We start from the raw sequence: 14534 nt of genomic DNA, 5'->3' as shown, positions 1-14534 counted from the left end.
CGAAGTGTGGTTATGCTTAAAGCGTACCGGTGTTACTGGGTACTGGTGGTCGTGGTGGTGGTGGTCCCGGTGTTGGAACCGTCACCGCCGCCGGTCGCCGCCAGCGCGACGCCCACCGCCGAGCTTACGGTGCTGACGCTGGTCGCGGAGGAACTGCCCGCCGACACCGACGTCGCCGCCGAACCTGCCGCTTCACCCACCTGAACCGGGGCTGCGTAGACAGAGCTCGCCGCAAGCGCAGATATGGCAAAAATGCCATACAGAACTTTTTTCATAACAATTTCCCTTCATTGAATGAATGGAGATTTACCCAAAAGAGTTTCGGGCGGGATCGAGTATACACAACTAAAGCATGCGGATTACGCCAGCTCTGAATAACGAGGCGGTTTTAGGATAATTGGACCTTTGCGGAATTATTTATTTTTGGATAAATATATTTATATATAAAAATCAAAAGGTTAATATTTTACCAGTGAAGAATTAACATCCGTATTTTCCTAAAATAACACGGCGGTAATTTATGGTTATTCATTATTTTAGGATTAAGCTCAATACAGCAATATGCGCAATGACGTGGACAAGCGGATTTATCTTATAAAAAAGCCGATATAAATATCGGCTTGTTTTATGACTTTACTTTCTTTTTGCCGGATGGCGGCGAAATGGCTTATCAGGCGCGCCAGGCTTTATAGCGGTTGATTAGCCCGTTCGTTGAGCTGTCATGACTGCTGATTTCTTTATCATCATTCAGCTCCGGCAGAATGCGGTTCGCCAGCTGTTTGCCCAGCTCCACGCCCCACTGGTCGAAGGTGAAGATGTTCAGGATCACGCCCTGGGTGAAGATTTTGTGCTCATACAGCGCAATCAGCGCGCCCAGGCTGAACGGGGTGATTTCACGCAGCAGGATCGAGTTGGTCGGACGGTTGCCTTCGAACACTTTGAACGGCACCACATGCTCAAGCGTTGCCGGATCTTTACCCTGATCGCGGTACTCCTGCTCAACCACTTCACGGGATTTACCGAACGCCAGCGCTTCAGTCTGGGCAAAGAAGTTAGACAGCAGCTTCGGATGGTGATCCGACAGCGGGTTGTGGGTGATCGCCGGGGCGATAAAGTCGCAGGGAACCATTTTGGTGCCTTGGTGAATCAGCTGGTAGAAAGCGTGCTGACCGTTAGTGCCCGGCTCACCCCAGATAATCGGGCCAGTCTGGTAATCTACCGGGTTGCCGTTACGGTCAACATATTTGCCGTTAGATTCCATATTGCCCTGCTGGAAGTAAGCTGCAAAGCGGTGCATATACTGGTCATACGGCAGAATCGCTTCGGTTTCAGCGCCGAAGAAATTGTTGTACCAGATACCAATCAGCGCCAGCAGCACCGGCAGGTTTTTCTCTGGCGCGGTGGTGGAGAAGTGCTTATCCATCGCGTGCGCGCCGGAGAGCAGTTCCACAAAGTTGTCATAGCCCACAGAGAGGATGATCGACAGACCAATCGCCGACCACAGGGAGTAGCGACCGCCGACCCAGTCCCAGAATTCAAACATGTTGGCCGTATCAATGCCGAACTCGCCAACCGCTTTCGCGTTGGTAGAGAGCGCGGCAAAATGTTTCGCCACGTGCTGTTCATCACCGGCGGTTTTCAGGAACCAGTCGCGCGCGCTGTGGGCGTTGGTCATGGTTTCCTGGGTGGTGAAGGTCTTGGAAGCCACCAGGAACAGGGTGGTTTCCGGGTTCACTTTTTTCAGCACTTCGGCGATGTGCGTACCATCAACGTTAGAAACAAAGTGCATGTTCAGATGGTTTTTATAGGGACGCAGCGCTTCGGTCACCATGAACGGACCGAGGTCGGAACCGCCGATGCCGATATTGACCACATCGGTAATCGCTTTGCCGGTATAGCCTTTCCAGCTACCTGAAATAATGGCTTCAGAGAAGGTTTTCATCTTCTCCAGCACCGCGTTGACTTCCGGCATCACATCTTTGCCGTCAACGAGAATCGGGGTATTGCTGCGGTTACGCAGCGCCACGTGCAGTACGGCGCGGTCTTCGGTACGGTTAATTTTTTCGCCGGAGAACATGGACTTGATGGCGCCCGCCAGATCGGTCTCTTTCGCCAGATCCTGCAGCTTAGCCAGCGTCTCTTCAGTGATGCGGTTTTTGGAGTAATCCACCAGCATCAGATCGTCAAACGTCGCGGAGAACTTGCTAAAACGGTCGCTATCCTTCGCGAACAGATCCGCGATGGTAACGTCTTTCATTTCGTCAAAATGTTTCTGTAGCGCCTGCCAGGCAGAAGTCTGCGTTGGGTTGATATTTTTCATTGGCAATACTCTTCTGATTTGAGAATTGTGACTGGGATCGATTGTAACGCCAGACAGAGAAAAGTGTGATTGTTTTAGTGCCGTTGCCCTGGCCCCGGCTCATGCGAGATTCAAAGCACCAGAAAGTATAGTTGTTATAAGCGCTGTTTCTGAGCATAAACTCAGCATAAAAAATCCGCATAATCCCGGCGTTGACAGCCCAGGCCGCTCATTTTATTTATAAATACAGTTTTGAATTTGCTTTTGCGCCTGCACCGGTTTCTGTTCTGCCTTTGTGCCATGGTCGCTTTCACACTCCCTGACACGAGGTTGTTATGACAGAGCTAGTCGTCTCCAAATTTGGCGGTACCAGCGTAGCCGATTTTGATGCCATGAACCGTAGCGCCGACGTGGTGCTTTCCGATGCCAGCGTTCGCGTAGTTGTGCTTTCCGCCTCAGCGGGCGTGACCAATCTGCTGGTCGCCCTGGCGGAAGGTCTGGAGCCGCTGGCGCGTTTCGAAAAACTCGACGCCATCCGCAAAATTCAGTTCGATATTCTGGAACGCCTGCGCTACCCGAACGTCATTCGCGAAGAGATCGAGCGCCTGCTGGAGAATATTACCACGCTGGCGGAAGCCGCCTCGCTGGCCACCTCTACCGCGCTGACTGACGAGCTGGTCAGCCACGGCGAGCTGATGTCCACCCTGCTGTTTGTCGAGATCCTGCGCGAGCGCGACGTGGCGGCGCAGTGGTTCGACGTGCGCAAAATCATGCGCACTAACGATCGCTTTGGTCGCGCCGAGCCGGATGTCGCGGCGCTGGCGGAACTGGCAACCTTACAGCTGGCGCCGCGCCTGAATGAGGGGCTGATCATCACCCAGGGCTTTATCGGCAGCGAGAGCAAAGGGCGCACCACCACGCTGGGACGCGGCGGTAGCGACTACACGGCAGCCTTGCTGGCCGAAGCGTTGCAGGCGACGCGCGTGGATATCTGGACCGACGTGCCGGGCATCTACACCACCGATCCCCGCGTGGTGCCCGCCGCGCAGCGGATCGACAAAATCGCCTTTGAAGAAGCGGCGGAAATGGCAACCTTCGGCGCGAAAGTGCTGCATCCAGCGACCCTTCTGCCCGCGGTACGCAGCGATATTCCGGTCTTTGTCGGTTCGAGTAAAGAGCCAAAAGCAGGCGGCACCCTGGTGTGCAACAAAACCGACAACCCGCCGCTGTTCCGCGCGCTGGCGCTGCGCCGCAAGCAGACGCTGCTCACCCTGCACAGCCTGAATATGCTGCATTCGCGCGGCTTTCTGGCCGAAGTGTTCGGCATTCTTGCGCGCCATAATATCTCGGTCGATCTGATTACCACCTCCGAAGTGAGCGTGGCGCTGACGCTGGACACCACCGGTTCCACCTCCACCGGCGATACCCTGCTGACGCAATCGCTGTTGATGGAACTCTCCGCGCTGTGCCGCGTTGAGGTGGAAGAAGGACTGGCGCTGGTGGCGCTGATTGGCAACGATCTGTCGAAAGCCTGCGGCGTCGGCAAAGAGGTGTTCGGCGTACTGGAGCCGTTTAATATCCGCATGATCTGCTACGGGGCCTCCAGCCATAACCTGTGCTTCCTGGTGCCGGGCGCGGAAGCCGAGCAGGTGGTGCAGAAGCTGCATCAGAACCTGTTTGAGTAAGTGAGTTTACATATCCGTCAGGGCCGATGGCGCTTGCGCCATCGGCCCTGTTCATTGCATTACCGTCTCATACAGTAACCGGTCCAGCGCGTTAATATCTCCTTCCCGGCTGTCCGGCAGCGTGGGCGGGATTTCGCCTCGCGCCAGTTCTGCCAGAATAAACCCATGCAGCAACGGACGACGCGGGCCATATTCGGCCTCTCCGGCGCGCTGTTTGCGTTCCAGCAGTTCGTCTATCTCCTGCCGCAAAGCCCCCTCCAGCTCACTGCCTGCCAGCAGCTCGGCAAAACGCATCGGCGGCGCGCCTTTACCCGCCTCCACCCAGCGCACCGCCAGCAAAGGACGCAAAACGTAGAAGTACTTTTTCAGCCGAACGCTGTCACCCTGTAGATAGCCGCGAAAATTTTTTCGCGCCATTGAGTAGTAATGCCAGCGCGCCCGCAGTGGAGAAAACCAGCGGGGAACCTGAGACTTCAGCGTGGAAACCGTTGCCTTATCCTCAAGGTACACTACCGGTGAATCCAGCCATTCGATAAGCGTCGGGTTAGCGCCTTTAAGCAAACCCAACGCTTTACGCCATTCCCAGCCGCAAACGTCCAGTTCATCATCTATCGGCAGCTCGATAACATCGCGCTGCGCGTCGACGCGCAGATACCACTGCGGCGGATGAACGTACAAAAATCGCACGTCATAATCGCTGTCCGGTGACGCGAATCCCCAGCCGCGGCTGCCGGATTCACAGGCGTACAGCACCCTGACGCCAAAGCGATGTTCAACCTCCCTGAGCTGCCGCACGACGCGTTCACGCATCGCGCGGCTCACCGTATTTTCAGCCATTTTATTATCCTTTTACACACACGACCTGCCGAAGGGTATGTACGATTTCCACCAGCGAAGACTGGGCCGCCATCACTGCATCAATGTCTTTATAGGCCATCGGGATTTCGTCGATCACCTCGCTATCTTTCCGGCACTCCACGTGAGCGGTAGCGCGAATGTGATCGGCAATGGTAAAGCGTTTTTTGGCCGCCGTTCGGCTCATTGTTCTTCCCGCGCCGTGGCTGCATGAACAGAAACTCTCCTCATTGCCCAGTCCGCGCACGATGAAACTTTTCGCCCCCATTGAACCGGGAATAATCCCCATCTCGCCTTTTTGCGCCGACACCGCGCCTTTGCGCGTCACCAGCACCTCTTCCCCAAAGTGTCGCTCTTTTTGCACATAGTTGTGGTGGCAGTTCACCGCCTCCTGCCGGGTTAAAAACGGTTTACTCACAATACGCGACAGCGCCGCCAGCACGCGGGACATCATTACTTCCCGGTTATGCCGGGCGAAATCCTGCGCCCACTCCACCGCTTCGATATAGTCGTCATAGTGGCGGCTTCCCTCCTGGAAATAGGCCAGATTTTTATCCGGCAGATTCGCCATATGCTGCTGCATATCCTGCTGCGCAAGGGTGATAAAAACGTTGCCAATCGCGTTGCCTACGCCGCGCGAACCGCTGTGCAGCATCACCCACACCCGCTGTTGTTCGTCCAGACACACTTCGATAAAGTGATTACCGGTTCCTAACGTCCCCAGATGCTGATGATTATTGGTTTTCAGCAGCTGCGGATATTTGTCGGTCAGACGCTTAAAGCGCGGCGCCAACTGTCCCCAGTGAGCGCTTACTTCCTCCGGCGGCGTTTCCCATGCGCCTTTATCGCGCCGGGAACGCGTACTGGTGCGCCCGTGTGGCACCGCCTGTTCAATGGCGCTACGCAGTCCGCTGAGATTATCCGGCAGATCGCCCGCCAGCAGCGAAGTCCGCACGGCGATCATTCCGCAGCCAATGTCCACCCCTACCGCCGCCGGAATAATCGCCCCTTTGGTTGGGATCACGCTGCCAATGGTCGACCCTTTTCCCAAATGCACATCCGGCATGACCGCCAGATGTTTGAAAATAAATGGCATTCTTGCCGTGTTCAGAAGCTGCTCCCTCGCCTCCGGCTCTACCGGTACGCCGCGGGTCCACATTTTTACCGGCGCGGCGTCCGGCACAACTAACCGCTCATACGCTTTCTGCTGCATTTTCTGTTCCTTCTCGCCTTTCAGCATCTTGATACAAGCGTAGTGCCAGAAGCGTGCCAAAAATATAAACGCCGAAGCGAACATTTAATTGTTTGATTTTTATCTGATTATTTTTCTATGTCGAAGCATGAATTGCAGTACCCGAAGATATTTTTTATCTTTTACTCTCAGCTTTTATCTTTCAGGATAAATCATGCAAAAGCGGCGGGTAGTGATTGGCGTACTGGGAACGGTGCTGGATAAACGCGGTAAGCGCGCCAACCGTATGAAGAAATGGCGTCCGACGGTAGGTTTATGCCAGCAGCCGGATTTTCCAGTAGACAGGCTGGAGCTTATCCATCAGCCACGGGATACCGGGATGTGCCAGCAGATAACGGAAGATATTCACCTGCTCTCGCCGCATACCGAGGTGCGTCCGCACGCGATTGCCATCGCAGATCCGTGGGATTTTGAAGAGGTGTACGCGGCGTTTCTCGATTTCGCGACCCGCTATCCATTCGATACCGAAAACGAAGAGTATCTGGTGCATATCACCACCGGCACCCATGTCGCTCAAATTTGCTGGTTTCTGCTGACTGAGGCCCGCTACCTGCCCGCCAGCCTGCTGCAAACCGGGCCAGCGCCGAAAGGCACGCCGGAAGAGGCGATCGCCGCCGGAACCTGTTCGGTCATCGACCTCGATTTAAGCCGCTATGCCACATTGACCAGTCGCTTTCAGCGCGAACAGCAGGCGTCCGTCTCTTTCCTGAAAGCGGGGATCGACACGCGAAACGCCACGTTCAACAAACTCATCGACCGTATTGAGCGCGTCGCGCTGCGATCCCGCGATCCCATCCTGCTCACCGGACCTACGGGGGCAGGTAAATCCTTCCTCGCAAAACGTATTTATCAACTCCGCCAGTCGCGACATCTGGTGGCCGGGAAACTGGTCGCGGTGAACTGCGCGACGCTACGCGGCGACAACGCGATGTCCACGCTGTTTGGTCACGTGAAGGGGGCATTTACCGGCGCGCTGACGCCGCGTGCCGGGCTGTTACGCGAAGCTGACGGCGGGGTGTTGTTTCTTGATGAGATTGGTGAACTGGGGCTGGACGAGCAGGCGATGCTGCTGAAGGCCATTGAAGAAAAAACCTTTTTTCCGTTTGGCGCGGATAAAGAAGCGCGCAGCGATTTTCAACTGATCGCCGGCACGCATCGCAATTTGCCAGAATGGGTCGCAGAGGGCCGCTTCCGCGAAGATCTCTATGCGCGTATTAATATGTGGAGCTTTGCCCTGCCGGGTCTGGCGCAGCGCCGGGAAGATATAGCGCCGAACATTGAATATGAGCTACAGCGTTTTTCCCGCAGCAGACAAAGCCAGATCCGCTTCGACAAAGCGGCGCGCGAACGCTATCTGGCGTTTGCCTGCTCAGCGCAGGCGGCGTGGCGCGGCAACTTTCGTGAACTGAGTTCATCCGTCGCGCGAATGGCGACGCTGGCCGAACAGGGCCGCATAACGACGGATCTGGTTGCAGAAGAAATTGCTTTGCTGAAAGCGAGCTGGCAGGTCACCGACTCGCAGCCTGAACGGGATATGACGCTGGATCTGTTCGATCGCTGTCAGTTAGAGACGGTTCTGGAGGTCTGTCGCCGCAGCGCCTCGCTGTCTGAAGCCGGACGCGAACTGTTTGCCGTCTCCCGGCAGAAAAAAACCAACCCCAACGACGCTGACCGCCTGCGTAAGTATCTGGCGCGTTTTGGCCTGAGCTGGGAAAGTATCCGCAGCACGTAAAATCCGAACTTTTCCGCCAGCAAACATAAATTGTTTGAATATTAAACGCTTCCGCGATAAACAATAAGCAGGGCCTGGCTCGATCCCGGCCTGTTTATAACGACACAACACACTTATCGCAAGGAATGAAAAATGCTGGCCACTCTTACGCGGCTGTTCCCGTTATGGGCGCTGCTGCTCTCGGTTATTGCCTATTACACGCCCTCCACTTTTACCCCTGTTGGCCCGTGGATCGCCACGTTGCTGATGCTGATTATGTTCGGCATGGGCGTTCATCTTAAGGTGGATGACTTTAAACGCGTCCTCTCTCGTCCGGCGCCGGTCGCCGCTGGCATCTTCCTGCACTATCTGCTGATGCCGCTCGCCGCCTGGCTGCTGGCGCTGGCATTCAATATGCCGCCGGAGCTTTCCGCCGGGATGGTGCTGGTAGGCAGCGTGGCCAGCGGTACGGCATCTAACGTAATGATTTATCTGGCGAAGGGCGATGTGGCGCTGTCGGTCACGATTTCATCCGTCTCCACGCTGGTGGGCGTGGTGGCGACGCCATTGTTGACGCGCCTCTACGTCGATGCGCATATCCAGGTTGATGTGATGGGTATGCTGCTCAGCATTCTGCAAATTGTGGTGATACCGATTGCCCTGGGTCTGGCGATCCACCATCTGTTCCCGCGCGTTGTGAGAGCGGTAGAGCCGTACCTGCCCGCGTTTTCAATGGTCTGTATTCTGGCGATTATCAGCGCAGTGGTCGCAGGTTCCGCCTCGCATATCGCCTCGGTCGGCTTTGTGGTGATTCTTGCGGTGATTCTGCATAACACCCTCGGCCTGCTCGGCGGCTACTGGGGCGGACGCCTGTTCGGCTTCGATGAGTCCACCTGCCGGACTCTGGCGATTGAAGTGGGAATGCAGAACTCCGGCCTCGCCGCAGCGCTGGGCAAAATCTACTTCGGTCCGCTCGCTGCCCTGCCCGGCGCGCTGTTCTCGGTCTGGCACAATCTGTCCGGCTCGCTGCTGGCCGGTTACTGGTCCGGCAAGCCGATTGAAAAAGATAAGCGCCAATAATTGAATATTAACCCGGGCCTGATAAGCTCAGCGCCATCAGGCACAATACGGATACAGTGCCGGATAAGTCGTTAACGCCTTATCCGGCCTACAAAGCATTGTCTCTTTCCCGTACACTGGTTTCATTATCCGACTGAGGGCACCCGTATGGCACTCCCCCGCATTACCCAAAAAGAGATGACGGAACGCGAGCAGCGCGAGCTGAAAACGCTGCTGGATCGCGCGCGCATTGCGCACGGTCGTCCGCTGACCAACAGTGAAACCAACAGCGTGAAGAAAGAGTACATCGATAAGCTGATGGCTCAGCGTGAAGCAGAGGCAAAAAAAGCCCGCCAGTTAAAGAAAAAGCAGGCTTACAAACCGGATTCGGAGGCGTCGTTCTCCTGGTCGGCGAATACGCCGACGCGCGGCAGACGTTAACGTCCTTTCTTCTTACGCCCCGGCGAGGTAAATCGCTTACCGTTTGCCGCCGGGCGCGCTTTCTCTTTTTCTTTCGGTTTCTCGATCTTCACCACCGGGCGCTTTATTCCCGCCGTTTTCGGCTTCGCTTTCGCCTTCGGTTTCGCTTCTGAAGAAGAGTTCTCGATAAGCTTAAACAGGGTGATCAGTTCATCGTCCGTCAGGTCGCGCCATTCACCGGGCGGCAGGCCAGCGAGACTGACATTCATAATGCGCGTGCGTTCAAGCTTCGTCACTTCGTAACCAAAGTATTCGCACATCCGGCGGATCTGCCGGTTCAGCCCCTGGATCAGGGTGATGCGGAACACAAACGGCGCTTCTTTTTTAACCTTACATTTTTTCGTCACCGTGCCCAGAATCGGCACGCCCGCCCCCATGCCGCGGATAAACTCGTCGGTGATCGGCTTATCCACCGTCACCAGGTACTCTTTTTCGTGATCGTTACCGGCGCGCAGAATTTTGTTCACCAGGTCGCCGTGGTTGGTCAGGAAAATCAGCCCCTGCGAGTCTTTATCCAGACGGCCAATCGGGAACACGCGCTTACTGTGGTTAACAAAGTCAACGATGTTATCGCGTTCGCTGTCTTCGGTAGTGCTGACGATCCCCACCGGCTTATTCAGGGCGATAAATACCAGCTCTTCCGCTTCGCGCGGCTCAATCAACCGACCGTTGACCTTTACCACATCGCCCGGCATCACCTGATCGCCAATGGCGGCGCGCTTACCATTAATGAAAACATTCCCTTGCTCGATAAAGCGATCCGCTTCGCGACGCGAGCAAATTCCGCTTTCGCTGATGTATTTATTGAGTCGGATGGATGCGTCGGGCAGCATTATTTCTCCTGTAGACAGTGCATTCTCCAGGGGATTCTCTCCCTCGCCGCCTTAATACAGCCTGGATACTGTTGAGTGATAAAAGCGAAATATACCCTACCTTTGGGGCGATAAAAAAGATTCGCGTTCGACCAGGTCAGTACCGCTGAGCCGATGCGTTAATTCACCGCCAGGCGTAATGCCAAATCATGCGGGTATGGGTCAAAATAGTTTTGCGTCAGCAGGTAGCGATCCGGGTATTCGGCCAGATAGTGCTTCAGCAGCGTCAACGGTGCGAGGATGGGCAGCAATCCCGCGCGGTAGTTAAGGATCACCTCACGCAGCTCGCCGCGTTGGCGGCTGTTAAGCTGGTTACGGAAGTACCCCTGAATGTGCATCAGGACGTTGGTATGGTTTTTCCGCGAGGCCGGTTTTTTCAGAATCGCCATCAGCTTTTCCCGATACGCGATAAAGAAGGCGTCCAGATCTTCCCATTCGTGTAATGAGGCGACAAACGGCCCGATTTCACGGTATCCCGCCTGATGGTGCGCCAGCAGTTGCAGTTTATAGCGGCTGTGGAAGTCCAGTAGCGCACGACGCGTCAGGCCGTTTTCGCGCAGCGTATTCAGCTCATGCAGGGCAAATACCCGCTCGACAAAATTCTCGCGCAGCGCCGGATCGTGCAGGCGTCCATCCTCCTCAACGGGCAGCCAGGGATAGCTCGCCATTAAGGCGCCGGTAAACAGGCCGACGCCCTCTTTGCGCCCGCGGTTGCCTTTTTCATCGTACAGCCGCACCCGCTCCATGCCGCAACTGGGCGATTTCGCACAGACGATAAAGCCCGCCAGGTTGCCCTGTCGCGGGAGAAAAGTATCGGCAAACGCGGTCATTTTCTCTGTGACGTCGTCATGCGGCGCATGGCTGAAGCGCATCCGGGTGTCCCCTTCAGGCGTCTGCACCAGGCGCAGCGCCGGGCGGGGAACGGGCAACCCTATCGCCATCTCCGGGCAGACCGGTTTAAACGTCACCCACTGCGCCAGCTCGTCCATCACAAAGCCCATGCGTTTATGCCCGCCGTCAAAGCGGACGGCCGAACCGGTTAAACATCCGCTGATACCAATAACGGGTTGCACGTTCATGCTTTTCTCCTGGCTGTGAATCATAGGGCGTAATGATATTTTAGCCGCTGAACATGCTCTTATGTAACAGACGCATAACAGTGGATAAAGATTACTCCCAAACTTCTGCCAATCACGCCGGTTGGAATGAAGCACAGACGGTTTGCACTACACTTTACTTCCAACCGCGTAGATGAAAGGAGTTCTCATGAAGCTATGGCCCGTCGTGACCGGAGTTGCTATTGCACTGACTCTGGTTGCCTGTAAATCCCCGACTCCGCCGAAAGGCGTACAGCCGATAACAAACTTTGACGCCAGCCGTTATCTGGGTAAATGGTACGAAGTCGCCCGCCTGGAGAACCGCTTCGAGCGTGGCCTTGAGCAGGTGACGGCAACCTACGGTAAGCGCAGCGACGGGGGGATCAGCGTACTCAACCGCGGCTACGATCCGCAGAAAAAGAAATGGAATGAGAGCGAAGGAAAAGCCTCCTTTACCGGCGAACCAACCACTGCCGCGCTGAAAGTCTCGTTCTTCGGGCCGTTTTACGGCGGCTATAACGTGATCAAACTGGACGATAATTATCAGTACGCGCTGGTCAGCGGCCCGAATCGCGATTACCTGTGGCTCCTGTCGCGTACGCCTACCTGCCGGAGGCAGTGAAACAGGACTACCTGAATACCGCGCGCAGCCTGGGCTTCCGGGTCGATCAGCTGGTGTGGGTAAAGCACTAGCCGCGATTCAGGCCAAAATACAGCATGGCCCTTTTCACTCCGTGAGCCACGTCAGTAAGCGGATAAACGTGCAGTGGTAGCATATGCTCCGGTTAATTTTCTGATTACAGGGAGAAATGATGGAACTGCTTTTATTGAGTAACTCGACGCTGCCGGGTAAGGGCTGGATGGAGCACGCGCTGCCGCTGATTGCTGAGCAATTAAATGGACGCCGTTCGGCGGTGTTTATTCCGTTCGCAGGCGTGACGCAAACCTGGGACGAGTACACGGAGAAAACGGCAGCCATCTTCGCGCCGATGGGCGTCAACGTAACGGGTATCCATACGGTAGCCGATCCGGTTGCCGCTATTGCCAATGCCGAGGTGGTGATTGTCGGCGGCGGCAATACCTTCCAGCTGCTGAAAGAGAGCCGTGAGCGCGGCCTGCTGGCCCCGATTGTTGACGTGGTGAAACGCGGCGCGCTGTATATCGGCTGGAGCGCAGGTTCCAATCTCGCCTGCCCGACCATCCGCACCACCAACGATATGCCAATTGTCGATCCGCAGGGCTTTGACGCGCTGGGCCTGTTCCCGCTGCAGATTAACCCGCACTTCACCAACGCGCTGCCGGAGGGGCATAAGGGCGAAACCCGCGAACAGCGTATTCGCGAACTGCTGGTGGTTGCGCCGGAACTGACGGTCATCGGCCTGCCGGAAGGTAACTGGATTAAGGTGAGTAACGGTCAGACGGTGCTCGGCGGCCCGAACACCACCTACGTGTTTAAAGCCGGTGAGGACGCAGTAGCGCTGGAGGCGGGACACCGCTTTTAATCGGTTTAGCCCTTGATGCCGGATGGCGCTACGCCTGTCCGGCAGTCAGTTTGATTAATATTCATCCCTCTCGTCGTCCTGGTCCGGCTGCTCCAGCACGCTGTAGGCGACGGAACAGAACAGCGAGTTCAGGCGCTGCATATCGCCTAATAACCCCAGATGCAGGGAGCTGGTCTCGATGCTCTGCACGTTCTGCTGATGCAGGCGGTCAACGTGCGCATGGGAATAACGCCGGTTAAGAATGCGGAAACGGTGCTTGCTGCGCCGTAACCGTCGGGCGCTTGCAACGTCGCCAGAGAAGAACACCGACAGCGCCAGCCGGAGATTGCTGAGCAACAGATCGTGAAGCGCATCCAGCTCTTTTAACCCTTCGACAGAAAACGCGCGCCGCGCCGCCAGCGATTTATCGGCAATCTCGCTGCCCATGCGCTCCACAATGTCCGACGCCTGCTCAAGGTTGAGCGACATTTCGATGATCTCCGCCCAGCGCTTAGACTCCTCCTCCGCCAGCTCCTCTTTCGGCATCCGCGCAAGATAGAGCTTGATGGCGGTATACAGCACGTTGATATCATCCGCCAATTTGCGTAGCTCTTTTTCTTCACGCGGTTCGCCGTGCATCACCTTTTTCAGCCCGACCATCATCTGTTCCATGGCATCGCCAATGCGCAGCGCCTCACGGGCGGCATTCGCCAGCGCCAGCGTCGGCGTATCCAGCGCGCTGACGTCAAGGTGCTTCGGCTTCAGGTGCGCCTCCAGCTCCGGCTGGTCGCGAATCAACCGCTGGCAAAGCCGCGCCATCGCCCCGGCAAACGGCACCATCGCCAGGCAGCGCGCCAGGTTGTAGAAGACGTGGAAGTAAATCACCAGTTCCGACTTCGGCAGCGGCAGTTCATCCATCAGGTTTGCCAGCGGATGAACGAACGGCAGAATAATCAGGCTGCCCACCAGCTTAAACAGCAGACTGCCGAGCGCCACGCGACGGGCGGCGGCGTTGGCGGCGCTGTTGTTGAGCATCGCCAGCAGGCCGGAGCCCAGATTGGCGCCGATCACCAGGCATAGCGCCACCGGAAACGAGATAATCCCCGCCGCCGTCAGGGTCGCGGTCAGCAGCACCGCCGCGAGGCTGGAGTAACTGATGATGGCGAACATCGCGCCAATCAGCGCGTCGAGCATAATGTCGCCGGTCAGCGAGGCGAAAATGACCTGTACGCCATTGGCCTGGGTGATCGGCGTGACGGCCTGGACGATCAGCTCCAGCGCCAGCAGAATCAGCCCCAGACCGATGCCCACACGTCCCAGCTGTCCGGCGCGGGACTGCTTGCGTCCCAGAAAAAAGATCACGCCGATAAAAATCAGCAGCGGCGACAGCCAGGAGAGATCAAACGTCAGTATTCGCGCCATCAGCGCGGTCCCGACGTCTGCGCCCAGCACTATCACCAGCGCCGGCGTCAGGGCCACCAGATCCTGAGCGACAAACGACGTGACCAGCATGGTGGTGGCGTTACTGCTCTGCACCAGCGCAGTCACGCCAATCCCCGCGCAGAAGGCGAGCGGTTTCTTTTCCACGCTACGGCTTAACACCGTGCGCAGACGCGCGCCAAATACGCGCATCACGCCGGTACGCACGATATGAGTGCCCCACACCAGCAGGGCGACAGCGGAAAGCAGGTGTAACAGCGTTAACACGGAATCAGGTACTCCTTATCGTTATAGATTTCCTGA

Annotated in this window: 12 protein-coding genes and 1 pseudogene; 6 read left to right on the top strand and 7 right to left on the bottom strand. The window is 56.4% G+C overall.

Features of this window, described 5'->3' with window-relative positions; all coding sequences use genetic code 11:
* Window positions 1-32: 32 nt before the first annotated feature.
* Both yjbE and pgi read right to left on the bottom strand, forming a co-directional pair.
* Window positions 33-275 carry an exopolysaccharide production protein YjbE gene (gene yjbE / locus K7R23_RS07940; protein WP_012907718.1) on the bottom strand — a complete coding sequence of 81 codons (243 nt, stop codon included), beginning with the start codon at window positions 273-275 and terminating at the stop codon, window positions 33-35.
* Between the two features lie 395 nt (window positions 276-670).
* Window positions 671-2320 carry a glucose-6-phosphate isomerase gene (pgi, locus tag K7R23_RS07935; protein ID WP_012907719.1) on the bottom strand — a complete coding sequence of 550 codons (1650 nt, stop codon included), beginning with the start codon at window positions 2318-2320 and terminating at the stop codon, window positions 671-673.
* A gap of 314 nt (window positions 2321-2634) precedes the next feature.
* Between pgi and lysC the strand changes: the two genes are divergently transcribed.
* A complete protein-coding gene (lysC, locus tag K7R23_RS07930) occupies window positions 2635-3984 on the top strand; it encodes a lysine-sensitive aspartokinase 3 (RefSeq protein ID WP_012907720.1) in 1350 nt (449 codons plus the stop codon).
* Between the two features lie 51 nt (window positions 3985-4035).
* On the opposite strand, the gene K7R23_RS07925 is transcribed toward lysC, so the two are convergent.
* Window positions 4036-4821: a nucleotidyltransferase domain-containing protein gene (locus K7R23_RS07925; protein ID WP_024132957.1), complete on the bottom strand. Its 786-nt coding sequence runs from the start codon at window positions 4819-4821 to the stop codon at window positions 4036-4038.
* A gap of 4 nt (window positions 4822-4825) precedes the next feature.
* Window positions 4826-6052: an RtcB family protein gene (locus K7R23_RS07920; protein WP_024132958.1), complete on the bottom strand. Its 1227-nt coding sequence runs from the start codon at window positions 6050-6052 to the stop codon at window positions 4826-4828.
* A gap of 193 nt (window positions 6053-6245) precedes the next feature.
* On the opposite strand from K7R23_RS07920, the gene rtcR reads away from it, so the two are divergent.
* The 3 genes from rtcR to K7R23_RS07905 all read left to right on the top strand — a co-directional run bounded on the left by rtcR (window position 6246) and on the right by K7R23_RS07905 (window position 9302).
* On the top strand, window positions 6246-7823 hold the full coding sequence (gene rtcR, locus K7R23_RS07915; protein WP_012907723.1) for an RNA repair transcriptional activator RtcR: 1578 nt from the start codon (window positions 6246-6248) through the stop codon (window positions 7821-7823).
* 132 nt (window positions 7824-7955) lie between these two features.
* Window positions 7956-8882: a ketopantoate/pantoate/pantothenate transporter PanS gene (panS, locus tag K7R23_RS07910; RefSeq protein ID WP_012907724.1), complete on the top strand. Its 927-nt coding sequence runs from the start codon at window positions 7956-7958 to the stop codon at window positions 8880-8882.
* A gap of 147 nt (window positions 8883-9029) precedes the next feature.
* Window positions 9030-9302: a YjbD family protein gene (locus tag K7R23_RS07905; RefSeq protein ID WP_012907725.1), complete on the top strand. Its 273-nt coding sequence runs from the start codon at window positions 9030-9032 to the stop codon at window positions 9300-9302.
* Here the strand turns inward: K7R23_RS07905 and rluF are convergent.
* Window positions 9299-10174 carry a 23S rRNA pseudouridine(2604) synthase RluF gene (gene rluF, locus K7R23_RS07900; RefSeq protein WP_012907726.1) on the bottom strand — a complete coding sequence of 292 codons (876 nt, stop codon included), beginning with the start codon at window positions 10172-10174 and terminating at the stop codon, window positions 9299-9301. The genes K7R23_RS07905 and rluF overlap by 4 nt on opposite strands.
* A gap of 158 nt (window positions 10175-10332) precedes the next feature.
* A complete protein-coding gene (locus tag K7R23_RS07895) occupies window positions 10333-11292 on the bottom strand; it encodes a YbgA family protein (protein WP_012907727.1) in 960 nt (319 codons plus the stop codon).
* 187 nt (window positions 11293-11479) lie between these two features.
* Here K7R23_RS07895 and K7R23_RS07890 point away from each other — a divergent pair.
* A pseudogene (locus K7R23_RS07890) lies at window positions 11480-12003 on the top strand (lipocalin family protein).
* A 119-nt stretch (window positions 12004-12122) separates the two neighbouring features.
* Window positions 12123-12812: a dipeptidase PepE gene (gene pepE / locus K7R23_RS07885; RefSeq protein ID WP_024132959.1), complete on the top strand. Its 690-nt coding sequence runs from the start codon at window positions 12123-12125 to the stop codon at window positions 12810-12812.
* Between the two features lie 54 nt (window positions 12813-12866).
* On the opposite strand, the gene K7R23_RS07880 is transcribed toward pepE, so the two are convergent.
* Window positions 12867-14498: a Na/Pi cotransporter family protein gene (locus tag K7R23_RS07880; protein ID WP_024132960.1), complete on the bottom strand. Its 1632-nt coding sequence runs from the start codon at window positions 14496-14498 to the stop codon at window positions 12867-12869.
* Window positions 14499-14534: the final 36 nt, after the last annotated feature.

It is taken from the genome of Citrobacter rodentium NBRC 105723 = DSM 16636 (assembly GCF_021278985.1).
GTDB classification, from domain to species: domain Bacteria; phylum Pseudomonadota; class Gammaproteobacteria; order Enterobacterales; family Enterobacteriaceae; genus Citrobacter_A; species Citrobacter_A rodentium.
Note: the sequence above shows the minus strand (reverse complement) of the source record. Positions and strands in the feature narration are given on the sequence as shown.

What these genes read in the sequence shown, in the direction of transcription:
- yjbE (WP_012907718.1), bottom strand. Translation starts at nt 275, where the DNA reads ATGAAAAAAGTTCTGTATGGCATTTTTGCCATATCTGCGCTTGCGGCG.
- pgi (WP_012907719.1), bottom strand. Translation starts at nt 2,320, where the DNA reads ATGAAAAATATCAACCCAACGCAGACTTCTGCCTGGCAGGCGCTACAG.
- lysC (WP_012907720.1), top strand. Translation starts at nt 2,635, where the DNA reads ATGACAGAGCTAGTCGTCTCCAAATTTGGCGGTACCAGCGTAGCCGAT.
- K7R23_RS07925 (WP_024132957.1), bottom strand. Translation starts at nt 4,821, where the DNA reads ATGGCTGAAAATACGGTGAGCCGCGCGATGCGTGAACGCGTCGTGCGG.
- K7R23_RS07920 (WP_024132958.1), bottom strand. Translation starts at nt 6,052, where the DNA reads ATGCAGCAGAAAGCGTATGAGCGGTTAGTTGTGCCGGACGCCGCGCCG.
- rtcR (WP_012907723.1), top strand. Translation starts at nt 6,246, where the DNA reads ATGCAAAAGCGGCGGGTAGTGATTGGCGTACTGGGAACGGTGCTGGAT.
- panS (WP_012907724.1), top strand. Translation starts at nt 7,956, where the DNA reads ATGCTGGCCACTCTTACGCGGCTGTTCCCGTTATGGGCGCTGCTGCTC.
- K7R23_RS07905 (WP_012907725.1), top strand. Translation starts at nt 9,030, where the DNA reads ATGGCACTCCCCCGCATTACCCAAAAAGAGATGACGGAACGCGAGCAG.
- rluF (WP_012907726.1), bottom strand. Translation starts at nt 10,174, where the DNA reads ATGCTGCCCGACGCATCCATCCGACTCAATAAATACATCAGCGAAAGC.
- K7R23_RS07895 (WP_012907727.1), bottom strand. Translation starts at nt 11,292, where the DNA reads ATGAACGTGCAACCCGTTATTGGTATCAGCGGATGTTTAACCGGTTCG.
- pepE (WP_024132959.1), top strand. Translation starts at nt 12,123, where the DNA reads ATGGAACTGCTTTTATTGAGTAACTCGACGCTGCCGGGTAAGGGCTGG.